General features: G+C 55.6%; 17 protein-coding genes and 1 riboswitch. Of the genes, 5 read left to right on the top strand and 12 right to left on the bottom strand.

All coding sequences use genetic code 11. The annotated features are described in order from the left end of the window. Positions 1-96: 96 nt before the first annotated feature. Positions 97-909 (top strand): co-chaperone DjlA, encoded by an 813-nt coding sequence (gene djlA, locus ACO7SM_RS18010; protein WP_490468640.1) that lies wholly within the window; start codon positions 97-99, stop codon positions 907-909. A 93-nt stretch (positions 910-1,002) separates the two neighbouring features. Here djlA and rluA read toward each other — a convergent pair whose 3' ends face one another. The 6 genes from rluA to araB all read right to left on the bottom strand — a co-directional run bounded on the left by rluA (position 1,003) and on the right by araB (position 11,312). Further along, positions 1,003-1,662, bottom strand: coding sequence for a bifunctional tRNA pseudouridine(32) synthase/23S rRNA pseudouridine(746) synthase RluA (rluA, locus tag ACO7SM_RS18005; protein ID WP_490468639.1), 660 nt, complete (start codon positions 1,660-1,662; stop codon positions 1,003-1,005). 11 nt (positions 1,663-1,673) lie between these two features. Further along, positions 1,674-4,580 carry an RNA polymerase-associated protein RapA gene (gene rapA / locus ACO7SM_RS18000; RefSeq protein WP_490468638.1) on the bottom strand — a complete coding sequence of 969 codons (2,907 nt, stop codon included), beginning with the start codon at positions 4,578-4,580 and terminating at the stop codon, positions 1,674-1,676. A gap of 131 nt (positions 4,581-4,711) precedes the next feature. After that, entirely contained in the window at positions 4,712-7,063 is a 2,352-nt protein-coding gene (gene polB, locus ACO7SM_RS17995; RefSeq protein WP_490468637.1) for a DNA polymerase II, read from the bottom strand. A 111-nt stretch (positions 7,064-7,174) separates the two neighbouring features. Then, the gene (araD, locus tag ACO7SM_RS17990) at positions 7,175-7,870 is read right to left on the bottom strand and encodes an L-ribulose-5-phosphate 4-epimerase (RefSeq protein ID WP_192611056.1); all 696 of its coding nucleotides are present in this window, start codon (positions 7,868-7,870) and stop codon (positions 7,175-7,177) included. A 219-nt stretch (positions 7,871-8,089) separates the two neighbouring features. Then, the gene (gene araA, locus ACO7SM_RS17985; RefSeq protein WP_490468636.1) at positions 8,090-9,592 is read right to left on the bottom strand and encodes an L-arabinose isomerase; all 1,503 of its coding nucleotides are present in this window, start codon (positions 9,590-9,592) and stop codon (positions 8,090-8,092) included. 10 nt (positions 9,593-9,602) lie between these two features. After that, complete coding sequence (gene araB, locus ACO7SM_RS17980) at positions 9,603-11,312, bottom strand: ribulokinase (protein WP_490468635.1); 1,710 nt, start codon at positions 11,310-11,312, stop codon at positions 9,603-9,605. Between the two features lie 338 nt (positions 11,313-11,650). Between araB and araC the strand changes: the two genes are divergently transcribed. Continuing rightward, complete coding sequence (araC, locus tag ACO7SM_RS17975) at positions 11,651-12,496, top strand: arabinose operon transcriptional regulator AraC (RefSeq protein ID WP_490468634.1); 846 nt, start codon at positions 11,651-11,653, stop codon at positions 12,494-12,496. Positions 12,497-12,615: 119 nt separating this feature from the next. Beyond that, entirely contained in the window at positions 12,616-13,383 is a 768-nt protein-coding gene (locus ACO7SM_RS17970; protein WP_490468633.1) for a DedA family protein, read from the top strand. 90 nt (positions 13,384-13,473) lie between these two features. On the opposite strand, the gene thiQ is transcribed toward ACO7SM_RS17970, so the two are convergent. From thiQ to sgrR, 4 genes are all read right to left on the bottom strand, one after another. Then, positions 13,474-14,172, bottom strand: a complete 699-nt coding sequence (gene thiQ / locus ACO7SM_RS17965) for a thiamine ABC transporter ATP-binding protein ThiQ (RefSeq protein ID WP_490468632.1) — start codon at positions 14,170-14,172, stop codon at positions 13,474-13,476. Then, entirely contained in the window at positions 14,156-15,766 is a 1,611-nt protein-coding gene (gene thiP / locus ACO7SM_RS17960; RefSeq protein ID WP_490468631.1) for a thiamine/thiamine pyrophosphate ABC transporter permease ThiP, read from the bottom strand. Before thiP ends, thiQ begins: the two co-directional genes overlap by 17 nt. Further along, on the bottom strand, positions 15,742-16,725 hold the full coding sequence (gene thiB / locus ACO7SM_RS17955) for a thiamine ABC transporter substrate binding subunit (RefSeq protein WP_490468630.1): 984 nt from the start codon (positions 16,723-16,725) through the stop codon (positions 15,742-15,744). The genes thiP and thiB overlap by 25 nt, the downstream gene beginning before the upstream one ends. A 31-nt stretch (positions 16,726-16,756) precedes the next feature. Then, positions 16,757-16,857, bottom strand: a riboswitch (TPP riboswitch). 35 nt (positions 16,858-16,892) lie between these two features. Continuing rightward, complete coding sequence (sgrR, locus tag ACO7SM_RS17950; RefSeq protein ID WP_490468629.1) at positions 16,893-18,548, bottom strand: HTH-type transcriptional regulator SgrR; 1,656 nt, start codon at positions 18,546-18,548, stop codon at positions 16,893-16,895. Between the two features lie 93 nt (positions 18,549-18,641). On the opposite strand from sgrR, the gene sgrT reads away from it, so the two are divergent. Continuing rightward, the gene (gene sgrT / locus ACO7SM_RS17945; protein ID WP_192611065.1) at positions 18,642-18,764 is read left to right on the top strand and encodes a glucose uptake inhibitor SgrT; all 123 of its coding nucleotides are present in this window, start codon (positions 18,642-18,644) and stop codon (positions 18,762-18,764) included. A 127-nt stretch (positions 18,765-18,891) separates the two neighbouring features. After that, positions 18,892-20,070 (top strand): sugar efflux transporter, encoded by a 1,179-nt coding sequence (locus ACO7SM_RS17940; protein ID WP_490468628.1) that lies wholly within the window; start codon positions 18,892-18,894, stop codon positions 20,068-20,070. Between the two features lie 100 nt (positions 20,071-20,170). On the opposite strand, the gene leuD is transcribed toward ACO7SM_RS17940, so the two are convergent. Both leuD and leuC read right to left on the bottom strand, forming a co-directional pair. Continuing rightward, complete coding sequence (leuD, locus tag ACO7SM_RS17935) at positions 20,171-20,776, bottom strand: 3-isopropylmalate dehydratase small subunit (RefSeq protein WP_490468627.1); 606 nt, start codon at positions 20,774-20,776, stop codon at positions 20,171-20,173. A gap of 10 nt (positions 20,777-20,786) precedes the next feature. After that, positions 20,787-22,187, bottom strand: a complete 1,401-nt coding sequence (gene leuC / locus ACO7SM_RS17930; protein WP_490468626.1) for a 3-isopropylmalate dehydratase large subunit — start codon at positions 22,185-22,187, stop codon at positions 20,787-20,789. Positions 22,188-22,189: the final 2 nt, after the last annotated feature.

The following is a 22,189-nucleotide window of genomic DNA, read 5'->3' as shown; positions in this document are numbered from 1 at the left end:
GCTATGTCCCACAATTGACCGTAGCGTTGATTGCCGTAAAAGCACCTTATATTGTGGGACATAGCCTCACTGACCGCGTAAAGATTTGGGGAGTCTATGCAGTACTGGGGAAAAATAATTGGTGTCGCCGTGGCTCTAATGATGGGCGGAGGCTTCTGGGGCGTGGTTTTAGGCCTGCTGGTCGGGCATATGTTCGACAAAGCCCGCAGTCGCAAAATGGCGTGGTTTGCGAACCAACGTGAACGTCAGGCGCTGTTTTTTGCCACGACTTTTGAAGTCATGGGACACTTAACCAAATCGAAGGGGCGCGTTACCGAAGCCGATATTCATATCGCCAGTCAGTTGATGGATCGGATGAATTTGCATGGTGAATCACGTACGGCGGCGCAACATGCCTTCCGCGTCGGAAAATCAGACAATTACCCATTACGCGAAAAAATGCGCCAGTTTCGTAGCGTCTGCTTTGGGCGATTCGATCTGATCCGCATGTTTCTGGAGATTCAGATTCAGGCGGCGTTTGCCGATGGCACTTTGCATCCGAACGAGCGGGAAGTGCTGTATGTGATCGCCGAAGAGTTAGGGATTTCCCGCACGCAGTTTGACCAGTTTCTGCGCATGATGCAGGGCGGGGCACAGTTTGGCGGCGGATATCAGCAGCAATCCGGCGGTGGATGGCAACAGGCGCAGCGCGGGCCGACGCTGGAAGATGCCTGTAACGTGCTCGGCGTGAAACCTGACGACGATGCGACGACGATCAAACGCGCTTATCGTAAGCTGATGAGTGAGCACCATCCTGACAAACTGGTGGCGAAAGGTTTACCGCCGGAGATGATGGAGATGGCGAAGCAAAAAGCGCAGGAAATTCAAAAAGCGTATGAGTTGATCAAAGAGCAGAAAGGCTTTAAGTGATGGTTTTGCCGGATGGCGACGCAACGCGTCTTATCCGGCCTACGTTGATGAACTTTGTAGGTCGGATAAGCATAGCGTCATCAGGCAGTTATGTTAAAAATCCACCGGGGCTTTGAAGGTCATGCTGTTACCGTATGCAGGATGCGTAATGGTGAGCATTTCGGCATGCAGTAACAAGCGTGGTGCCATTGCCAGTGCTTCTGGGGATGCATAAAACCGGTCGCCTAAAATAGGATGTCCCAGCGCCAGCATGTGTACGCGTAGCTGATGAGAACGCCCGGTAATCGGTTTGAGGACGACCCGGGCGGTATTATCCGCCGCGAAATCCACCACTTCATATTCGGTTTGTGCCGCTTTTCCCGTCTCATAACACACTTTTTGTTTTGGCCGGTTCGGCCAGTCACAAATCAACGGTAAATCGACCACGCCCTCGCTGGGCGCGGGATGCCCCCACACGCGCGCAACATACTGCTTTTTCGGCTCACGCTCGCGAAACTGACGTTTGAGTTCACGTTCGGCCGCTTTCGTGAGCGCCACTACAATCACGCCGCTGGTCGCCATATCCAGACGATGCACCGACTCTGCCTGCGGGTAGTCGCGCTGGATACGCGTCATCACGCTGTCTTTGTGCTCTTCCTGACGACCCGGCACAGACAACAAGCCGCTCGGCTTGTTGACCACCATAATGTGCTCATCCTGATACAGGATAACCAGCCAGGGATCCGTCGGCGGATTGTAGTTTTCCATTCCCATTTTCAGCTCCGTTATTGATGCGTGACGACAATAAGGCGCAACGCATCCAGACGCCAGTTCGCCTGATCGAGGCTTTCCAGAATCTGCTGACGATTCGTCTCGATAGCCGTCAGTTCGTCATCACGGATGTTAGGGTTGACGGCGCGCAGCGCTTCCAGACGTGACAACTCTGCGGAGAGTTTTTCATCGGCTTCGCTACGTGCGGCGTCGATCAATGCACGGGCAGATTTTTCTACCTGCGCTTCGCCCAGTTGTAAAATCGCGTGGACATCCTGCTGAACCGCATTGACCAGCTTACTGCCGGTGTGACGGTTCACGGCGCTTAACTGGCGGTTGAAGGTTTCGAACTCAACCTGTGCCGCCAGATTAGTGCCGTTTTTGTCCAGCAACATACGAACCGGCGTTGGTGGCAGGAAGCGGTTAAGTTGCAGTTGTTTCGGTGCCTGGGCTTCCACCACATATACCAGTTCAACCAGCAACGTACCGACCGGCAATGCTTTGTTTTTCAACAGAGAAATTGTACTGCTGCCGGTATCGCCCGACAAAATCAGATCCAGACCGTTACGGATCAGCGGGTGTTCCCAGGTCACAAACTGCGCATCTTCGCGCGACAGTGCCACGTCACGCTCGAAGGTAATGGTGCAGCCATCTTCAGGTAAACCCGGGAAGTCCGGCACCAGCATGTGGTCAGAAGGTGTCAGTACAATCAGATTCTCACCGCGATCGTCCTGGTTAATCCCCACGATATCAAACAGGTTCATGGCGAACGCAATCAGGTTGGTATCGTCATCCTGCTCTTCAATACTTTCGGCCAACTGTTGCGCTTTTTCACCGCCATTAGAGTGAATTTCGAGCAGGCGGTCACGACCCTGCTCCAGTTGCGCTTTCAGTGCTTCATGCTGTTCGCGACAGGATTTAATCAGCTCGTCGAAGCCGTCATTGTTTTCAGGCGCGGCCAGGAAGGTGATCAGATCGTTATAAACCGTGTCATAGATGGTGCGTCCGGTCGGGCAGGTGTGCTCAAACGCATCCAGACCTTCGTGATACCAGCGAACCAGTACCGACTGCGCGGTTTTTTCTAAGAAAGGAATGTGGATCTGAATATCGTGCGCCTGGCCGATACGATCCAGACGACCGATACGCTGCTCCAGCAGGTCTGGGTTAAACGGCAGGTCAAACATCACCAGGTTGCTGGCGAACTGGAAGTTACGGCCTTCGGAACCGATTTCAGAACAGAGCAGAACCTGAGCGCCGCTGTCTTCTTCCCCAAACCAGGCGGCAGCGCGGTCGCGCTCAATAATCGACATACCTTCGTGGAATACGGCGGCGCGAATACCTTCGCGCTCGCGCAGAACCTGCTCCAGCTGCAATGCGGTGGTGGCTTTCGCACAAATCACCAGCACTTTCTGCGAGCGGTGACTGGTCAGGTAGCCCATCAGCCATTCAACGCGGGGATCGAAGTTCCACCATGTGCCCGTATCGCCTTCGAATTCCTGATAAATCTGCTCCGGGTAGAGCATGTCGCGGGCTCGGTCTTCCGCGCTTTTACGTGCGCCCATAATCCCGGAGACTTTAATCGCCGTTTGATACTGCGTTGGCAGCGGGAGTTTAATGGTGTGCAGCTCGCGTTTCGGGAAGCCTTTAACGCCGTTACGGGTGTTACGGAACAGCACGCGGCTGGTGCCGTGGCGATCCATCAGCATGGAAACCAGTTCCTGACGGGCGCTCTGTGCGTTTTCACGATCGCTGTTGGCGGCTTGCAGCAGCGGTTCGATATCCTGCTCGCCAATCAGGTCGCCGAGCATATTGAGTTCGTCATTGCTCAGCTTATTGCCTGCCAGCAGCATCGCAACGGCATCCGCAACCGGACGGTAATTTTTCTGCTCTTCAACAAATTGCCCGAAGTCGTGGAAGCGGCTTGGATCCAGCAGACGCAGACGCGCGAAGTGGCTTTCCATTCCCAGTTGTTCCGGCGTTGCGGTAAGCAGCAGGATACCCGGAACGCGCTCCGCCAGTTGTTCGATAGCGGCATATTCACGGCTGGGGGCCTCTTCGCTCCACACCAGGTGGTGCGCTTCATCGACAACCATCAGATCCCATTCGGCGTCGCACAGGTGTTCCAGGCGTTGCTTACTGCGACGGGCGAAGTCCAGCGAGCAGATAACCAGTTGTTCGGTTTCAAACGGGTTATAAGCGTCATGCTGGGCTTCTGCGTAACGTTCATCATCAAACAGCGCGAAACGCAGATTAAAACGACGCAGCATTTCAACCAGCCACTGATGCTGTAACGTCTCAGGCACGATAATCAATACGCGCTCTGCTGCACCGGCTAACAATTGCTGATGCAGGATCATCCCCGCTTCAATGGTTTTTCCCAGACCGACTTCGTCGGCTAACAGCACGCGCGGGGCGTGGCGACGGCCAACGTCATGAGCGATATTGAGCTGATGTGGGATCAGGCTGGTACGCTGACCGCGCAGACCGCTCCACGGCATACGATACTGTTCGCTCTGAAATTTACGTGCGCGATAGCGCAGCGCAAATCGGTCCATACGATCGATTTGACCTGCAAACAGACGATCCTGCGGTTTACTGAAGACCAGTTTACTGTCGAGCAGCACTTCACGTAGCATGACGCCCGCTTCTTCGCTATCAAGACGAGTCCCCACGTAGGCAAGCAGACCATTTTCTTCTTTTACTTCATCGATTTGCAACTGCCAGCCTTCATGGCTTGTAATCGTATCACCGGGATTAAACATCACGCGGGTCACGGGGGAGTCACTACGCGCATACAGACGGTTTTCACCTGTAGCCGGGAAAAGTAAGGTGACGGTTCGCGCATCCATCGCAACAACAGTTCCAAGTCCCAGTTCGCTTTCTGTATCGCTGATCCAGCGTTGACCAAGTGTAAAAGGCATATGTGTTTGGCTCTATATCTTTAATTGCAGGCAATAATCACCCACTGCCAGGCTAAAGTGGCAGCAGGGTTATATGGGTCCAGGAATGGAAAGGGCGCTATGGTACTGGATGGCGGCGCGTTCGTCACGCGTCAAAATAACCCCAGTTGCCCTGTCAGTAGTGTAGCAAAATTATCATCAATAAAGGGAAGAATTCCCTCCGCCACGGGCTGTAGTTGGCGCGTCAGGTAGTGCTCGTAATCCAACGGCGAGTGTTGATAATCCACAGGTTCGGGGCCATTTGTCGTCCACACATATTTTATGGTGCCGCGATTCTGGTATTGCGCAGGCCGCCCGCGCGCCAGGTTCTGCTCATCGGCGAGTCGGGCAGCGCGAACGTGTGGAGGGACATTTCGTTGATATTCACTTAATGGACGGCGCAGACGTTTTCGATAGACCAGCCTTTCGTCCAGCTCTCCCGCCATCAGTTTATCTATGGTTTCCCGCACGTAATCCTGATACGGCTCGTTACGAAAAACACGCAGATACAGCTCCTGTTGGAACTGTTGCGCCAGCGGCGTCCAGTCAGTGCGTACTGTTTCCAGCCCTTTGAACACCATCCGTTGCGCGTCGCCTTCCTGAATCATCCCGGCATAACGCTTTTTGCTGCCGGTATCCGCCCCGCGAATAGTGGGCATCAGAAAGCGGCAGAAGTGGGTTTCAAACTCCAGTTCCAGCGCGCTGGTTAGCTGTTGTTGTTGCAATGAATGCGCCCACCACGCATTAACATGCTGTACCAGCGAACGACCTATTTTCGCCGCCTCTTCTTCCGAGTGCGCGCCCTTCAGCCAGACGAATGTGGAGTCGGTATCGCCATAGATAACGTCATAGCCTTGTTCTTCAATGAGCGCTTTGGTCTGGCGCATGATCGCGTGGCCGCGCATGGTGATTGAGGAGGCGAGTCGGGGATCGAAAAAACGGCAGGCAGTGGTGCCGAGCACGCCGTAAAACGCATTCATAATGATCTTCAGCGCCTGTGAAAGCGGTTTATTGCCGTGACGCTTTGCCTCGTCGCGCCCGAGCCAGATCTGGGTAACGATCTCCGGCAGACAGTGTTTTTCCCGTGAGAACCAGGCGTCGAGGAATCCTTCGGTACTGTGTGTGGGATCGGGCTGCGCCATGCCTTCTATCAGGCCGACCGGATCAATGAGAAACGTGCGGATGATTGAGGGGTACAGGCTTTTGTAATCCAGTACCAGCACCGAGTCATACAGACCGGGGCGAGAGTCCATCACATAACCGCCGGGGCTGGCTAAGGGTGGTACTTCCCCCAGATTTGGCGCGACATAACCGGCGCGGTGCATACGTGGAAAATAGAGGTGCCCGAAGGCGGCAACTGAACCGCCGTGACGATCGGCGGGCAGCCCGTTGACCGTCGCGCGTTCCAGTAAAAACGGCATGATGTCCGTTTTGCGAAAAATCCGCGTGACCAGCTCGCAATCTTTCAGGTTATAGGTGGCCAGTGCGGGTTTATCTTCGGCGAAACGGCGGTCAATTTCGTCCATGCGATCCCAGGGATTGTCGATGGATTTACCTTCGCCGAGCAACTCCTGCGAAACGGTCTCCAGAGAAAATGAGGAGAAATTCCAGAACGCGGATTTCAGCGCTTCAATGCCGTCGATAATCAGCCGTCCTTTTGCCTGAGCGAAGAACACCCCGTTTTTAAAGCCGTGCTCGCGCCATTCCAGCTCAGTTTTCTCGCGCCCCAGGCATAAAGGAATGCGATAGCGTTCAGCATGTTTTTGCAGGACGCGTAAATCGAACTGCACCACATTCCAGCCAATAAGCACGTCAGGATCGTATTGAGCAAACCAGGCGTTGAGTTTTTCCAGCAACAGAGGGCGGCTTGCCACATATTCGAGCTCAAAATCCAGCCCCCCGGCATCGCCATTCTCCGGGCCGAGCATATACACGGTACGTTGGCCGCAGCCTTCCAGACCAATGCAGTAAAGCTCGCCGTGGCGATTGGTTTCGATATCCAGCGACACCCATTTCAGCGGTGGTCGATAATGCGGGTTGGGTTTCAGGCGCGCATTAACGATGGCGCCATGATGGTTTTCGCCATCGACCCACACCGGAGAGGTGATAAACCGCTCCATCAGATAGCGCTCCGGCGGGCGTACATCGGCTTCATAGACCGTAATGCCGTTTTCTTTCAGCCGTTTTTCCAGACGCATGAGCTGTCGATGGGAGCGGCAATACAAACCGGAAACTGGCTGGCGATGAAAATCCCGCAGGTTGAGCGGCGCGATACGGTAGCCATTTTCAGCGCTTAACAATGCAGTGGCGCGGGGAATTTGATCGACGGGGATAAACGCCACCGACTCCTGCGGCGCGAGCGTGACCTGCAATGGACCATTGTCCGTCGCCAGCCAGAATGAGACTTCCGTTCCCTGCGGGGTATCCCGCCAGTGCCGGGTTAAAATAAAACCTGCCTGCGCCACGCTGTGTACCCATCAAAAAAGCCAGGCGTTATTATAGCCTGGCTTAGGTGATTTTGCTGTGGTTTTATACAGGTGTCATTCCAGTGAAACGCAGCGACCCAGGCTATACGTTTATTGCCCGTAATAGGCTTTCGCGCCATGCTTGCGCAGATAGTGCTTATCCAGCAGCGTCTGTTGCATATCCGGCAATTGTGGTGCGAGCTGGCGACAGAAAATGCCCATATAGGCCACTTCTTCCAGCACAATGGCGTTATGAACGGCGTCTTCTGCCGTTTTTCCCCATGCAAACGGGCCGTGGGAGTGCACCAGCACGCCGGGCATTTGTGCGGCGTCAATCCCCTGTTTTTCAAAGGTTTCGACGATCACATTGCCCGTTTCCCATTCGTATTCGCCGTTGATTTCCGCATCGGTCATTTTACGGGTGCAGGGAATGGCGCCATAGAAATAATCGGCGTGTGTCGTTCCAGTGGCCGGGATTGACTGACCCGCCTGCGCCCAAATGGTGGCGTGGCGCGAGTGGGTGTGAACGATGCCGCCGATTGTCGGAAACGCCTGATACAGCAGTCGGTGGGTTGGTGTATCGGAAGAGGGTTTCTTCGTACCTTCGACGACGTCCCCGGTGGCGATGCTCACGACCACCATATCATCAGCGGTCATCACGCTGTAATCAACGCCAGAGGGTTTAATCACGAATACGCCGTGTTCCCGGTCTACCGCGCTGACGTTCCCCCAGGTGAGGGTCACCAGGTTGTGTTTTGGGAGCGCCAGGTTGGCTTCTAACACCTGGCGTTTGAGATCTTCTAACATGTTGGCTCCTGTGTGCCGGATGGCGCTGTGCTTATCCGGCCTACAAATAGCTTCTGTGTGCCGGATGGCGCTGCGCTTATCCGGCCTACAAATAGCTTCTGTGTGCCGGATGGCGCTGCGCTTATCCGGCCTACAAATGGCTTCTGTGTGCCGGATGGCGCTGTGCTTATCCGGCCAACAAATAGCTTCTGTGTGCCGGATGACATTCCGATACGATGCTTAGCGTTTAAAGCCGTAATAAACCTCGTTCCAGCGCAGTGCATCCTTAAAGGCAGGCAAGCGGGTGTCGTTATCGATCACGCTGATTTCGATATCGTGCATTTCAGCGAACTGGCGCATGTCGTTCAGATCCAGCGCATGGCTGAAGACGGTGTGGTGCGCGCCACCGGCGAGGATCCAGGCTTCTGATGCGGTCGGCAGGTCGGGTTGCGCTTTCCACAGGGCGTTGGCCACCGGCAGTTTCGGGAGATCGTGCGGCGTTTTTACCGTGTCGATGCAGTTAACCAACAGACGGTAACGATCGCCCAGATCAATCAGGCTGGCGACGACGGCCGGGCCCGTTTGGGTATTGAAGATCAGGCGGGCAGGATCATCTTTACCGCCAATGCCGAGGTGCTGCACATCGAGGATCGGTTTTTCCTCAATGGCAATCGAAGGGCACACTTCCAGCATATGCGAGCCGAGCACCAGATCGTTGCCTTTCTCGAAGTGGTAAGTGTAATCCTCCATAAAGGAGGTGCCGCCCTGCAGACCGGTTGACATCACCTTCATGATGCGAAGCAGGGCGGCGGTTTTCCAGTCGCCTTCACCGGCAAAGCCGTAGCCTTGCTGCATCAGGCGTTGTACGGCGAGGCCAGGAAGCTGTTTCAGGCCGTGTAAATCTTCAAACGTAGTGGTGAACGCATGGAATCCGCCTTGCTCGAGGAAACGCTTCATACCCAGTTCAATTCGCGCCGCTTCACGTACGTTCTGACGTTTATCACCGTGGATCTGGGTGGCTGGAGTCAGGGTGTAGCTGCTTTCGTACTCGTCGATCAGCGCGTTAATTTCGCCGTCGCTGATGGCGTTCACCACCTGCACCAGGTCACCCACCGCCCAGGTATTAACGGAGAAGCCGAATTTGATCTGCGCGGCTACTTTATCGCCGTCAGTCACCGCCACTTCACGCATGTTATCGCCAAAACGGCACACTTTCAGATGGCGGGTGTCCTGTTTGGAGACGGCGTGGCGCATCCACGAACCAATACGCTCGTGCGCCTGTTTGTCCTGCCAGTGGCCAGTGACAACGGCGTGCTGCTGACGCATACGTGCGCCGATAAAACCGAACTCGCGACCGCCGTGTGCGGTCTGGTTCAGGTTCATAAAGTCCATATCAATGCTGTCCCACGGCAGAGCGGCATTGAACTGGGTGTGGAATTGCAGCAGCGGCTTGTTGAGGATGGTCAGACCGTTGATCCACATTTTGGCCGGGGAGAAGGTGTGCAGCCACACCACCATACCGGCACATTTTTCGTCATAATTGGCGTCGCGGCAGATGGCGGTGATCTCATCCGGGCGCGTACCCAGTGGTTTGAGAACCAGTTTGCACGGCAGTTTGGCTTCTGTATTCAGTGCTTTTACGACGTGCTCGGCATGTTGAGTCACCTGACGCAGGGTTTCAGCACCATACAGATGCTGGCTACCAATCACAAACCACACTTCGTAATTATCAAAAATCGTCATTGTCGTGTCCTTAATGAGTCAGGGTTGCCTGAGCTTCCGGGGCTTTTGGCGCCGGGGCGGCAGTCGGAAGATAGTGTTGTTCAGCGCTTACCGCCCACTGTTGGTAGCGGCGATAAAGCTGTTCAAAGCGTTGGGCCTGTTCCGGGCGAGGTTGCAGCGTGTGCTCGACAGCGCTTGCCATTTTGTCCTGCGCGGCAGGAATGTCGGCGTGTACTTTTGCGGCGACGGCGGCAAAAATCGCTGCGCCGAGCGCGCAACATTGATCGGAGGCAACAATTTGTAATGGGCGATTGAGCACGTCGCAGCACGCCTGCATAACGCTGACGTTTTTACGGGCGATACCGCCGAGCGCCATTACGTTATTGACCGCAATGCCTTGTTCGGTAAAACATTCCATGATGGCGCGTGCGCCAAAGGCCGTGGAGGCTACCAGGCCGCCAAACAGCGCTGGCGCGTCGGTGGCGAGGTTGAGATCGGTGATCACCCCTTTCAGGCGCTGGTTGGCGTTTGGCGTGCGGCGACCGTTAAACCAGTCGAGCACCACAGGCAGGTGATCCAGCGACGGATTTTTTGCCCACGCTTCGGTCAGTGCGGGTAAGAGCTGTTTCTGGCTGGCTTTGATCTGATCTTTCAACTCAGGATGCTGAGCGGCAAGCTGCTCCAGCGGCCAACCGAGAATGCGACCAAACCAGGCGTAGATATCGCCAAAGGCGGACTGACCGGCTTCCAGGCCGATAAAACCGGGCACCACGCTGCCGTCGACCTGTCCACAAATCCCTTTCACCGCGCGTTCGCCAACGCTGTTTTTGTCGGCAATCAGAATGTCGCAGGTGGACGTCCCAATCACTTTCACCAGCGCATTTGGCTGCGCGCCAGCGCCGACGGCACCCATATGGCAGTCAAACGCGCCGCCGGAAATCACCACGTTTTCCGGTAAACCGAGGCGCTGTGCCCACTCGGCACAAAGCGTTCCAACGGGAATGTCGGCAGTAAACGTTTCGCTAAACATTGGGTAAGACAAGTGGCGGTTAAGCAGCGGATCAAGTTCGTCAAAGAAACTGGCGGGGGGGAGTCCTCCCCAGCTTTCATGCCACAGTGATTTGTGTCCGGCGCTGCAGCGGCCGCGGCGAATATCCTGTGGGCGGGTAGTGCCGGAAAGCAGAGCGGGCACCCAGTCGCACAGCTCAATCCATGAAACGGCGGCTTGCGCGACGGCGCTATCCTCGCGGGTGACATGCAGAATTTTTGCCCAGAACCATTCGCTGGAGTAAATACCGCCAATGTAACGGGAGTAATCAACCTTGCCCGGCGTATGACACAGACGGGTGATCTCTTCTGCTTCTTCCACCGAGGTGTGATCTTTCCACAGCACAAACATTGCGTTTGGGTTGTCGGCGAACTCCGGGCGCAGGGCGAGGACATGACCGTCGGCATCAATAGGGGCAGGCGTGGAGCCGGTACTGTCAACGCCAATCCCGACCACCTCTGCGCGCTGTGATGCGCTGAGTTCAGCCAGCACGGTTTTCAGTGCGGACTCCATCGACTCAATGTAGTCGCGCGGATGATGGCGGAACTGGTTATTCGGCCCGTCGCAATAACGCCCTTCCTGCCAGCGTGGATACCACTCTACGCTGGTGGCGATCTCTTCGCCGGTGGCGCATTCCACCGCCAACGCTCGTACAGAATCACTGCCAAAATCGAGGCCAATTGCAATCGCCATCGTCTTACTCCATCCAAAAAAACAGGTATGGAGAAACAGTAGATAGTGGGGATAAAAACCGTCAGGCAGGATCCGCTAATCTTATGGATTAAAATGCTGTGCCATCGCAAAGTGTGACGCTGTGCAAATAATCAATGTGGACATTTCTGTCGTAGTTATAGACACTTTTGTTACCTGTTTTCGTCACCTCTGTTGTGTGGATTTGTTACTGGATGCTTTTCACATGCGGGTTGGTGCTCCACCACTGAAATCGTGGCGGCCGGAAGCGGTGAAATTGAGGAGGCCTCACACAATATGGACAATTTGTTTCTTCATAGAACGCCCGGAGTAATGAGTTTATGGCTGAAATACAAAATGATCCTCTGTTGCCGGGGTACTCGTTTAATGCACATCTGGTGGCGGGGTTAACCCCTATCGAAGCGAACGGATACCTGGATTTTTTTATCGACAGACCGTTGGGGATGAAGGGGTACATTCTTAATCTGACCCTTCGTGGTGAAGGGGTCATCAACAACCACGGGAAACAGTTTATCTGCCGCCCGGGGGATATTTTGCTGTTTCCGCCAGGCGAAGTTCACCATTACGGACGCCATCCCGACGCCAGTGAGTGGTATCACCAATGGGTCTATTTTCGCCCGCGAGCCTATTGGCAAGAATGGCTGGCCTGGCCGACAATTTTTGCGCAGACGGGATTTTATCGCCCGGATGAGGCCCATCAGCCCCATTTTAATGAAATGTTCGGTCAGATTATTAACGCCGGGCAGGGGGAAGGGCGCTACTCTGAGCTCCTGGCGATAAACCTGCTGGAGCAACTGCTATTGCGCCGCATGGAGGCGATCAACGAATCGCTACACCCGCCGATGGATAACCGTGTGCGTGACGCCTGCCAGTACATCAGCGATCACCTGGCGGACAGCCATTTCGATATCGCCAGCGTAGCGCAGCATGTTTGCCTGTCGCCCTCCCGTTTGTCGCACCTGTTCCGGCAGCAACTTGGCATCAGTGTGTTGAGCTGGCGTGAGGATCAGCGTATCAGTCAGGCTAAGCTGTTGCTCAGTACCACACGGATGCCGATTGCCAGCGTTGGGCGCAATGTGGGGTTTGACGATCAGCTCTATTTCTCCCGCGTCTTTAAGAAATGCACCGGGGCCAGCCCAAGCGAATTCCGTGCCGGATGTGAATAAAAAGTGAATGATGTGTCTGCAAAATTGTCATAACCCGTAAACTATTCAGATAAATGATGGCTTGACGAAGTGTGAGCGGGTTTGCAGAATCCCAGCTTCGTAAAACTGACGGGCATATTATGCAAGCATTGCTGGAACACTTTATTCTCCAATCCACACTCTATTCGTTAATTGCGGTCATGCTGGTGGCCTTTCTGGAATCGCTGGCGTTGGTCGGTCTGCTTTTACCTGGCACAGTACTGATGGCGGGGTTAGGGGCGCTCATTGGCAGCGGAGAAGTGAATTTCTGGCATGCCTGGCTGGCGGGCATTGCGGGATGTTTTCTGGGTGACTGGATCTCTTTCTGGCTGGGGTGGCGCTTTAAAAAACCGTTACACCGCTGGTCATTTATGAAAAAGAACAAAGCGCTGCTGGATAAAACCGAGCATGCGCTGCATCAGCACAGCATGTTCACCATTCTGGTGGGGCGTTTTGTGGGGCCCACGCGCCCGTTGGTGCCGATGGTAGCGGGAATGCTGGATCTGCCGATCGCGAAGTTCGTCGTGCCCAATATCATTGGCTGCGTACTGTGGCCGCCTTTCTATTTTTTACCGGGGATCCTGGCCGGTGCGGCGATCGACATTCCCGAGGGGATGCAGAGCGGCGGTTTCAAATGGCTGTTACTGGCAACGGCGCTGCTGCTGTGGGTCGCAGGCTGGCTGTGCTGGCGGTTGTGGCGTTTTGGTAAGGCGGCTCCCGATCGCCTGACGCCCTTTTTGCTCCGTGGCCGCTTGTTGTGGCTGACGCCGGCGATCCTCGCTATCGGCGTGATGGCGCTGGTGGCGTTGCTACGCCACCCGCTGATGCCGGTCTATATTGATATTTTGCGAAAAGTCGTGGGCTACTGAGTTCGGTTTAGGCCGGATGGCGGTTTCACCTTATCTGGGTGCGATCTGTAGGCCGGATAAGGCGTTCACGCCGCCATCCGGCAATGCTAGTTATGCTTTAATCCCCAACAGCGCCGAGGCGCTGGCCTTGCCGCTCAGTAATTCATCGGTATTACCCTGCCACGCGATGCGCCCGTCAGCCACCACGACGGAACGTGTCGCAATACGCGCCGCGTCCTCTATGCTGTGAGACACCATCAGCAACGTCAATTGCCGTTCGCGACACACGTCGCTGACCAACGCCAGCATCTCCTGGCGCAGGGCGGGGTCGAGAGCGGAAAACGGTTCGTCGAGCAGCAACACCGGCTGTTCGCGAACGAGGCAGCGCGCCAGCGCCGCACGTTGACGCTGGCCGCCGGAAAGCTCGCCCGGTAAACGCGCCATCAGGTTATCGATACCCATCTGGCGGGCAATATGCTGAATTTTCTCCCGCTGGGGCGTATTGAGCTTCAGTCCCGGATCAAGCCCAAGGCCGATGTTTTGTTGCACCGTAAGATGGCTGAACAGGTTGTTTTCCTGAAACAGCATCGAAACCGGGCGACGGGCCGGGGGCGTGGTGGTGTGATCCTCGCCTTCAATCAGCAGAGTACCGCTGGCGGGCGCGAGGAATCCGGCAACGAGGTTCAACAAGGTGCTTTTCCCGGCGCCGCTGGGCCCCAGCACCGCCACCTGTTCGCCGCGTTCCACAGAAAGCGTAAAACGCATCGGCAAATGGTGATAAAGCCAGGTGATATCAGTCAGAGTTAACATGTCGCCCCGGTAGTTTTTCAATCACGGTAAAGAGCATAAAGCAGAGTATCAGCAGTAATAATGCCGTTACCGCCCCGTCCTGACTGCGGTAAGAGCCAATCTGCTGGTACAGATAAAATGGCAGCGTGCGGAAATCATCGTTGCCAAACAGGGCGACGACGCCAAAATCGCCAATCGAAAGCACGCAGGCAAACGCCAGCGCCTGCGCCAGCGGCCGTTTCAGCGCGCGCAGTTCCACCACTTTCAGGCGTGACCATCCCTCGATCCCCAGCGACTGACACAGCATACTGTAACGCGCCGTCACATCTCGCATTGGGTTTTCCAGCACTTTCAATGCGTAAGGTATCGCCATTAACGCATTGGTGAAAATCACAATCCCGTCTGCGGATTCCGGCAAACCGATGCTGTTGTTCAGCAGCAGAAAAAAGCCTGTCGCCAGGACAATGCCGGGCATGGCAAGAATCAACATGCCGCTCAACTCCAGCGTTTGGCCTGCCAGCACCTGTTGCCGTGCCCGCAGTTCGCGACTGCTCCACAACAGCATCATGGTCAGAACCACGCACAGCAACCCCGCGGCCAGAGCGATCCGAAGCGAAGTCCACAGGGCCTGCCAGAGCACAGGTTGTGCGAGGACATCCAGCAACTGGCGGTTGAAACCGTCAACAATGACCGCCAATAGCGGAGGCAGCAATAGCAACAGTGCCAGAATAATCAGCGCCGCGTCGCTCAGGCGGCTATGCAGGCGATCGTCCGGGTCGCGCCAGCCTTGCACCAACGTCGTTCCCGGCGCAATGGATTTGCTTAAACGCTGGCTGAGCAGCACCAGCGCCAGGCAGCATGTCATCTGAATCAACGCCAGTATTGCCGCCCGCGCAGGATCGAAGTCGTAACTGAGCGCCTGATAAATCGCCAGCTCAATGGTGGTGGCCTGGGGGCCGCCGCCAAGTGAAAGAACGGTAGCAAAACTGGCGAAGCAGAGCATAAAAATGAGCGCCGCCACTGGCGGGATCTGCCGACGTAACCACGGCCACTCCACAAAGCGGAAGAAATTCCAGCCGCGCATACCTAACTGCGCCGCGAGCTGTCGCTGTTCGCCGGGAATGTTTTCCAGCGCCTGTAGCAGCAAGCGGCTGGCCATCGGCAGATTAAAAAAGACGTGCGCCAGCAGAATACCCTGCAACCCGTAAGGCGAGAAACGCCACTCCAGCCCGAAAGCTTGCCAGAGTGTGGCGAGCCAGCCCTGGCGGCCGTAGACGCTGAGAATACCGAAAACGGCAACCAGTACCGGCAGAATCAGGGTCATGGCGCACAAGCGTAATAACGCCAGACGACCGGGGAAACGGCGTCGGTAAAGCGCTCTGGCAAGGAAAATCGCCGGAACCACCGACAACAGCGCCGAGAGAAACGCCTGCCAGAACGAAAAACGCACCACGTGCCACAGGTAGCTGTCCTGCCAAAGCGAGAGCCATTGTCCCTGTGGCGCGTTAAGCCAGAGCGCCAGAAATGCCGCCAGGGCAACTGCCGCCATCAGCGTGGCGGCACAAAGCCCGGGTATCAGCCAGCCGGGAATTAACGGCTGACGGCGCGTTGCCATTCGCTGATCCATGCCTGACGTTGCGATGCCACTTCAGCAGGAGTGAACTCCAGCGTAGTGGCCGGTTTGGTCAACTGATCAAACCCGGCGGGCAGAGTGACGTGGGTGACAGGGTACATCCAGTTGCCGGTGGGGATGGCATTCTGGAATGCCGGAGAAACCATAAACTTGAGGAATTTCTCTGCCAGTTCCGGCTGCTTGCTGGCGGCGGTACGGGCGGCGACTTCAACCTGCAAATAGTGGCCTTCGCTGAAGTTTGCGGCGGCGTAATGGTCTTTTTTCTCTTCGATAGTGTGATACGCCGGAGAGGTGGTGTAGCTCAGCACCAGGTCGCTTTCCCCTTTCAGGAACAGGCCATAGGCTTCGCTCCAGCCTTTGGTGACGGTGACCGTTTTGGCTGCCAGCTTCTGCCAGGCTTCGGGGGCTTTATCGCCATACACTTTCTGCATCCACAACATCAGCCCAAGACCCGGCGTACTGGTACGTGGATCCTGATAAATCACGCGCCATTTCTGGTCGCTTTCGACGAGCTCTTTCAGGCTTTTGGGCGGATTTTTCAGCTTGTTTTTGTCATAAACAAACGCGAAGTAACCGTAGTCGAAGGGGACAAACGTCTCGTTCTGCCAGCCGCCAGGTACGTTGACGGCATCAGGCGCAATACCGCTTTTCGCAAACAGGTTGGTTTGCGTGGCGGCGTCGAGCAGGTTGTTGTCCAGCCCAAGCACCACATCCGCTTTGCTGTTCTTCCCTTCCATGCGCAGGCGATTCAGCAATGAGACGCCATCTTCCAGCGCCACCATTTTCAGTTCGCACTGGCAGTCGGCTTCGAAGGCTTTCTTGATGGTGGGGCCGGGGCCCCAGTCGGCGGCGAAGGAGTCGTAGGTATACACGGTCAGCACCGGTTTCGCGAAGGCCGGTGCTGCACACAGCACCAGTAAAGGAAGACATTTTTTTAACACTTTGCACCTCAGTAAAAGAGTGGCAAAGGACTTGAGCATGAGCCTCAAATCCCTTCGCCGGCGTTATCCGGATCAGGTTCGACGGGTATTTTCTCAGCCCACGCGTATGGCGCAGCACCCCGTTGAGAACGGCACATTGTAATGATTACGTGAAGAGATCAAAAGGGTTAAGGATCGGGTGGGGCAAACCACGCCGATTTAAAGTCGAACCAGCCGAGCGTGTTCATCCGCAAGCCGCGCATACTGCGTTGTCCCTGGATGATCAGCCAGTGGTGAATGAGTGGCACAATCGCTTTGCTTGCGAGTAATTGTTGACACCAGGCGGCCAGATTCATCTCGCCTGCGTGCCACTGTGCGGCATCTTCTTTCCAGTTTCGTGGGATGCAGTTTTGCAGCAGAGGCACTTCGCATAAGTGAGCGAACAGTGAGAAATCGAGCGGCAACGTGAAGTTGGCGCTGTTGAGCCAGATGTCGCTTTCGATCTCGCCTGCGTGCCACTGATCGTAGTCGATCTCCTGAATATTCAGGTGAACCTGATGTTCTGCCAGCAGGGCACTCATGATTTGGGCGATAACCCGATGTTCAATGTGCTCGCGATAGTACGTCAGCGTCAGGGTTTCCAGACCCGCAGGTTTTTCACCGTGTCCCGGTCGGGCATGGTGCCAGCGGGGCAGTAATCCATAGGCGGGGAACCACAGGCGCTGGTACTGCTCATCGGCGTGGTAAAGCAAATGGGTGGGAGAAAGTACGTGGCTTACCCACTCTCTGACGTGCTGATTGGCGCCGCGATGGGTTCGCGCATCAAAGAGTAAATAGTAACAGCCCTCTTCAAGACGACTCTCAATGGCTTTTTCACTTTCTACAGTGCCTTCGAGCATCAGGCCGCACGTCGGCTCTTCGCTAATGTCCGGTAATACCCAAACGTTCACCTCGTCAATGAGCGCCCGATAGCCAAAGTAATCGTCAAAGGCGTGGATCTTCAGTTGATTACGCGTATTGCGCATCACGGCATAGGGGCCTGTGCCTATTGGATGGCTGGAAAAATTGTTCAGGGTTTCCCATTCCCGCGGCAGGATCATCGCCGGAACCTGGCCTAACAACCACGGAAGCCAGCGATCGGGCTGCGAGAGATGGACATCCAGCGTCCAGGTTGTCGGAGAGACAATCTGCGTAATATGCGAGTAGAGCGGCAGGGCGTTGATGCGCGTGAGAGACGCCACCACATCGTCCATTTCCAGCTCTCGCCCGTGGTGAAAGTGAATCCCCGGTCGCAGAAAGAACCGCCATTGCAAAGGGGATATTTGCTGCCAGTGATGGGCAATATCGGCTTCCAGTTCCCCATTTTCCTCATTTACGCGGGTTAGCGCGCTGAAGATTTGCCGGGCGATGTGGGTTTCAGAACGGCGTAATGCGCTGCCCGGCAGCAGGTTATGCATCGGACGATAGTAAAGCACGCGCAGGATATGTCGGCCCTGACGGAAGCTGCGCCCCAAATGTGAAACCAGCATTTGCCGTACGGCCGTTTTGTCACCGACTAATTGTACCAGTTGGTCTATGCTGTCCTGCTCCAGCAGGTCTTCCGCCCGCTGTTGCTGTAGCGCAAGTCCGGTGTAGAGGAAGGTCAGGCGTGAACGTTTACCGCGACCGACTTCGGCTTCCCAGGTCAGCCAGCCGCGCGCCTGCATTGTGTTAAGCAGCGTACGCATATGGCGGCGGGAGCAACTTAGCAGTTCCGCCAGCTCATTTAGCGTGGTGTCTTGCGTTTTTCCGTCACAGCATTGCCACAGACGGATGAACTGTTGTTGCAGACGACCTGAAGACATAAAAGAGGAACTCCTGCGAAAAACTCAGCAATTTTATAATCCTCATATTAGGCCAATAATGGATTCCGATGAAGCAATATGGAGAGGTCGACTATGCGTCCGTTTTTTCTGCACTACTTTACCGCGACAGAAGGGTTGTCCTGGTTGGCTTGCCTGAGCGCGCCGCAGCGCTTAAAGATGCTCGAAGAACTGATGCAATGGGAGGTGACAGCCTGACCTCTGAAGCCCAAATTGCAGACATCATGTGTGACTGAGTATTGGTGTAGGCTCTGGCCTAAAATCACCCGCCAGCAGATAATACCTGCTGGCTTTTTTCGTTTCAGCAGCGCGAATAAGGAACTGTATGCTCTGGATTATGACGATGGGGCGGCGTCTTAACGGCGTTTACGCGGCGTTCATGCTGGTGGCTTTTATGATGGGCGTTGCAGGTGCGCTTCAGGCACCGACGTTGAGCCTGTTTTTGAGCCGCGAAGTGGGGGCGCAACCGTTTTGGGTCGGGCTGTTTTATACGGTAAACGCCATTGCCGGGATCGCGGTGAGTCTGGGGCTGGCAAAACGTTCGGATAGCCGGGGCGACCGCCGTCGACTGATCATGTTTTGCTGTCTGATGGCTATCGGTAACGCGCTGTTGTTTGCGTTTAATCGCCATTATCTCACGTTGATAACCTGCGGCGTATTGCTGGCATCGCTGGCGAATAGCGCCATGCCGCAACTGTTTGCGCTGGCGCGGGAGTATGCAGACAGTTCGGCGCGGGAAGTGGTGATGTTCAGCTCGGTGATGCGTGCTCAGCTCTCGCTGGCATGGGTGATTGGCCCGCCGCTGGCGTTTATGCTGGCGCTGAATTATGGCTTCACCACGATGTTTGCTATCGCGGCCGGGATCTTTGCCATCAGTCTGGTGCTGATTGCGTTGATACTGCCTTCGGTAGCGCGTGTTGAACAACCCGTCGATGCGCCTGAAACGCCGACCGGAGGCTGGCAGGATAAAAACGTGCGTATGCTGTTTATTGCGTCCACGTTAATGTGGACTTGCAACACCATGTACATCATTGATATGCCGCTCTGGATTAGCAGCGATCTTGGGTTACCGGATAAACTGGCGGGGATCCTGATGGGGACGGCGGCAGGGCTGGAAATTCCGGCAATGATCCTCGCGGGCTATTATGTGAAGCGCTTCGGAAAGCGGCGCATGATGATCACGGCGGTCGCGGCAGGCGTTCTTTTCTATCTTGGACTGATCTTTTTTCACAGCCACACGGCGTTGCTGGTGCTGCAACTGTTTAATGCGGTGTTTATCGGCATTATCGCGGGCATCGGGATGCTGTGGTTTCAGGATCTGATGCCGGGACGAGCGGGGTCGGCAACAACGCTGTTTACCAACAGTATCTCGACGGGCGTGATCCTGGCAGGCGTTATCCAGGGCGCGGTAGCGCAAAGTTACGGACATTTTGCCGTCTATTGGGTGATTGCGGCGATTTCTGTGGTGACGCTGGCGATGACCGGACGGGTAAAAGATGTTTAATTTTGCCGGGTGACGGCTTCGCCTTACCCGGCCTACACGGACTTTGTAGGCCCGTGCAAACGAAGTGCCGCCGGGCAATTCTCCCAGGCGGCACCTGGGGTTAGCGCATAAACGCCGGTTGCTTCTCTTCATATGCCGTAATGGCATCTTCGTGTTGCAGTGTCAGCCCGATGCTGTCCAGACCGTTCATCATGCAGTGGCGGCGAAACGCGTCGAGCGCGAAGGGGTAGGATTTGTCTCCGGCTTTAACCACCTGCGCCTCCAGATCCACGTCGAATGTGATGCCCGGATTCGCCTGCACCAGGGAAAACAGTTCATCCACTTGCGCATCGCTTAACGTCACCGGCAGCAACTGATTGTTGAAGCTGTTGCCGTAGAAAATATCCGCGAAGCTGGGGGCGATGACCACTTTGAAGCCGTAATCCGTCAGCGCCCATGGCGCGTGTTCGCGTGAAGAGCCGCAGCCAAAGTTTTCCCGCGCCAGAAGAATCGAAGCCCCTTTATATTGCGGGAAGTTCAGGACGAACTCTGGATTGGGCTGCTGACCCTGTTCATCCAGGAAACGCCAGTCGTTAAACAGATGTGCGCCAAAACCGGTACGGGTGACCTTCTGCAAAAATTGCTTAGGAATAATGGCGTCGGTGTCGACGTTGGCGGCATCCAGCGGGACAACCAGGCCGGTATGTTTAATAAATTTCTCTGCCATGGTGGTTTCCTTATTTGATGCTGCGAATGTCGGCAAAATGACCGGTAACGGCGGCGGCGGCGGCCATGGCCGGGCTGACTAAGTGTGTCCGTCCACCGCGTCCCTGACGACCTTCAAAGTTACGGTTGCTGGTGGAAGCGCAACGTTCACCCGGATTCAGGCGATCGTTGTTCATTGCCAGACACATGGAGCAACCGGGTAAACGCCACTCAAAACCGGCTTCGATGAAGATCTTGTCCAGACCTTCGGCTTCCGCCTGGGCTTTCACCGGGCCAGAGCCTGGCACGACCAGCGCTTGTACGCCCGGAGCCACTTTACGGCCTTTGGCAATTTCTGCCGCCGCACGCAAATCTTCAATCCGCGAGTTGGTGCAGGAGCCAATAAACACTTTATCAATAGCCACTTCCGTTAACGGAATACCGGGTTTCAGTCCCATATAGGCCAGCGCTTTTTCGGCGGACGCGCGTTCGACCGGGTCGGCAAATGATGCAGGATCGGGAATATTTTCGGTCACGGAGATGACCTGGCCTGGGTTGGTGCCCCAGGTGACCTGCGGCGCTATCTCTTCCGCCTGCAGGGTAACGACGGTATCAAATTTGGCGCCATCGTCGGTCTTCAGGGTTTTCCAGTATGCGACGGCGTCGGTAAAATCTTTCCCCTTCGGCGCGTGCAGACGACCCTGTACATAGTTGAACGTGGTGTCATCTGGCGCGACCAGACCGGCTTTCGCGCCCATTTCGATGGCCATGTTGCACAGCGTCATACGACCTTCCATGCTCAGGGCCTGGATTGCGTCACCGCAAAATTCAACCACATGCCCGGTACCGCCGGCGCTGCCGGTTTTCCCAATGATCGCCAGTACGATATCTTTTGCTGTGATCCCCGGCGCCGCTGTGCCATTCACTTCGATTTTCATGGTTTTGGCGCGGCCCTGTTTCAGGGTCTGCGTCGCCAGTACATGCTCAACTTCAGAGGTGCCGATCCCGAACGCCAGCGCGCCAAATGCGCCGTGGGTCGCCGTGTGGGAGTCGCCACAGACAATGGTCATGCCCGGCAGGGTGATACCCTGTTCAGGGCCCATCACGTGGACGATGCCCTGATACGGGTGATTCAGGTCGTACAGCTCGACGCCGAACGCGTTGCAGTTTTTAATCAACTCCTGCATTTGAATGCGGGCCATCTCGCCAGACGCGTTGATGTCTTTGGTTTGCGTAGAGACGTTATGATCCATCGTCGCGAAGGTTTTACCCGGCTGGCGAACCGGACGGCCATGCGCGCGCAGGCCATCAAATGCCTGCGGAGAGGTCACTTCATGCACCAGATGACGGTCGATATATAACAGCGGGGTTTCGTTCGGCGCTTCATAGACGACGTGTGCATCGAACAATTTTTCATACAAAGTTTTAGCCATGA

It is taken from the genome of Citrobacter sp. LJND-P06 (genome assembly GCF_058188415.1).
This window is presented reverse-complemented; position numbering and strand designations above follow the sequence as displayed.

Excerpts from the sequence above, each read along its gene's own strand:
- djlA (WP_490468640.1), top strand. The coding sequence starts at position 97 with ATGCAGTACTGGGGAAAAATAATTGGTGTCGCCGTGGCTCTAATGATG.
- rluA (WP_490468639.1), bottom strand. The coding sequence starts at position 1,662 with ATGGGAATGGAAAACTACAATCCGCCGACGGATCCCTGGCTGGTTATC.
- rapA (WP_490468638.1), bottom strand. The coding sequence starts at position 4,580 with ATGCCTTTTACACTTGGTCAACGCTGGATCAGCGATACAGAAAGCGAA.
- araD (WP_192611056.1), bottom strand. The coding sequence starts at position 7,870 with ATGTTAGAAGATCTCAAACGCCAGGTGTTAGAAGCCAACCTGGCGCTC.
- araA (WP_490468636.1), bottom strand. The coding sequence starts at position 9,592 with ATGACGATTTTTGATAATTACGAAGTGTGGTTTGTGATTGGTAGCCAG.
- araB (WP_490468635.1), bottom strand. The coding sequence starts at position 11,312 with ATGGCGATTGCAATTGGCCTCGATTTTGGCAGTGATTCTGTACGAGCG.
- araC (WP_490468634.1), top strand. The coding sequence starts at position 11,651 with ATGGCTGAAATACAAAATGATCCTCTGTTGCCGGGGTACTCGTTTAAT.
- ACO7SM_RS17970 (WP_490468633.1), top strand. The coding sequence starts at position 12,616 with ATGCAAGCATTGCTGGAACACTTTATTCTCCAATCCACACTCTATTCG.
- thiQ (WP_490468632.1), bottom strand. The coding sequence starts at position 14,172 with ATGTTAACTCTGACTGATATCACCTGGCTTTATCACCATTTGCCGATG.
- thiP (WP_490468631.1), bottom strand. The coding sequence starts at position 15,766 with ATGGCAACGCGCCGTCAGCCGTTAATTCCCGGCTGGCTGATACCCGGG.
- sgrR (WP_490468629.1), bottom strand. The coding sequence starts at position 18,548 with ATGTCTTCAGGTCGTCTGCAACAACAGTTCATCCGTCTGTGGCAATGC.
- sgrT (WP_192611065.1), top strand. The coding sequence starts at position 18,642 with ATGCGTCCGTTTTTTCTGCACTACTTTACCGCGACAGAAGGGTTGTCC.
- ACO7SM_RS17940 (WP_490468628.1), top strand. The coding sequence starts at position 18,892 with ATGCTCTGGATTATGACGATGGGGCGGCGTCTTAACGGCGTTTACGCG.
- leuD (WP_490468627.1), bottom strand. The coding sequence starts at position 20,776 with ATGGCAGAGAAATTTATTAAACATACCGGCCTGGTTGTCCCGCTGGAT.
- leuC (WP_490468626.1), bottom strand. The coding sequence starts at position 22,187 with ATGGCTAAAACTTTGTATGAAAAATTGTTCGATGCACACGTCGTCTAT.